Origin of the sequence: Leucobacter sp. M11 (assembly GCF_035726885.1) — a bacterium.
GTDB lineage: Bacteria > Actinomycetota > Actinomycetes > Actinomycetales > Microbacteriaceae > JAPFRB01.
This window is the reverse complement of record NZ_JAPFRB010000006.1, coordinates 161,705-163,170: the sequence shown is the minus strand read 5'-3', so window position 1 is coordinate 163,170 and position 1,466 is coordinate 161,705. Positions and strand designations below refer to the sequence as shown.

The 1,466-nt window shown below is 72.8% G+C and carries 2 protein-coding genes; one reads left to right on the top strand and one right to left on the bottom strand.

The features are described from left to right. A partial coding sequence (locus tag OOT08_RS17845) for an MFS transporter (RefSeq protein ID WP_325094202.1) occupies positions 1-673 on the top strand: 673 nt, incomplete at its 5' end. Here the strand turns inward: OOT08_RS17845 and OOT08_RS17840 are convergent. After that, complete coding sequence (locus OOT08_RS17840; RefSeq protein ID WP_325094228.1) at positions 670-1,461, bottom strand: siderophore-interacting protein; 792 nt, start codon at positions 1,459-1,461, stop codon at positions 670-672. The genes OOT08_RS17845 and OOT08_RS17840 overlap by 4 nt on opposite strands. Between the last annotated feature and the right edge of the window lie 5 nt (positions 1,462-1,466).

The window sequence follows — 1,466 nt, the reverse complement described above, 5'->3', positions numbered from 1 at the left end:
CGGGCTGCGGCCCGAGCGACGCACGGAGCTCCTGGAACGCCCGGTGGCGGTCCGCGCGCGGGACCCGCGCGTCTTTCCCTACCTGGTCGCGGGCTTCGGCCTGTTCAGTGCGCTCGGGCTCATCCAGATCCTGATCGGTTTTCTGATCCAGGATCGCTTCGCGCTCACCGGCGAGCAGACCGGGATCGCCACCGGGGGCACGATGCTCGGCGCGGGGATCGGCATGGTGATCGCGCAGGCGGTGATCGTCCCCAAAATCCGATTCTCGCCCCCCGCGCTGATTCGGCTGGGGGCCCCGATCGCGATGCTCGGGTTCCTCGCGATCCTGGTCGATCTCCCCCTGTGGTCGCTCGTGACCGCGGTGTTCCTCGTCGGGGTCGGCATGGGTATCGCGACCCCGGGGTACATGGCCGGCCCCACGCTGCGCGTGCGCCCGGACGAACAGGGCGGGCTTGCCGGGCTCATCGGCGCGACGAACGGGCTGACCTTCGTGGTCACCCCCACCGCGGGCACGGCGCTGTACGCGCTCTGGCAGCCCCTGCCCATGATCGCCGGGGCCGCGCTGCTCGGCACGGTCGCCCTGCTCGCGTTCCTGCATCCCGCGTTTCGGACGAGCGCCGGGCCCGGCGTCCCCGCCGGGCCAGAGGCGCCAGACGAGGCCGCGCTGCCCTAGAGGATCTTGCCGATGGGCTCGCGCTTTTCGGCCTGGAAGCGGTCCTCGCTTCGCCCGTACGCCCAGTAGCCGGACAGCGAGAGCCGCTCGCGCGGGATCGCGCGCTCGCGCACCATCGGTCGGAGTGACTTCATGGCCTCGCGCTCGCCGTGCGCAAAGATGTGCGGCACCCCGGGGAGCCAGTCCAGCTCCGCGACCGCGTCGGCGAGGAGGGTCGTCGTGCCCGCCTCCGCGTCGCCCCGGTGCAGCCAGCGCACCTCGACCCCCGCGGGGGCGTTGAGCGCCAGCTCGTGCGTCTGATCCTGCACCTCGATCAGGGCGGTGCCGCGGGCCCCGGCGTCCAGCCGCTCGATGCCCGCCGCGATGGCGGGCAGCGCGGACTCGTCGCCGAGGAACAGGTGCCAGTCCGCCTCGGGGTCCGGCGCATAGGCACCGCCGGGCGAGGTCGCGACGAGGCGATCCCCGGGGCTCGCCTGGGCGGCCCAGGGTCCGGCGACTCCGGCGTCGCCGTGCGTGACGAAGTCGATCGCCATCTCGCCGCTGTCCGCGAGAAACTCGCGCAGGCTGTAGGTGCGCTGGGTCGGCACGGCCTCGGCCCCGCGGGTCTGGCGCAGGTCCTCGAGGTCGAGCGGGAAGGGCACGGGCTCGCCGTTCGTGGCGAAGTAGAGCTTCATGTAGCTGTCGCTGCTTGACCGACCCCCGTAGACCTCCGCGGGGCCGCCGGAGAAGAAGACCCGGACGAGCGAGGGGGTGAGCCGCTCAACCCGGGTGACGGTGAGCTCGTACATCTCGC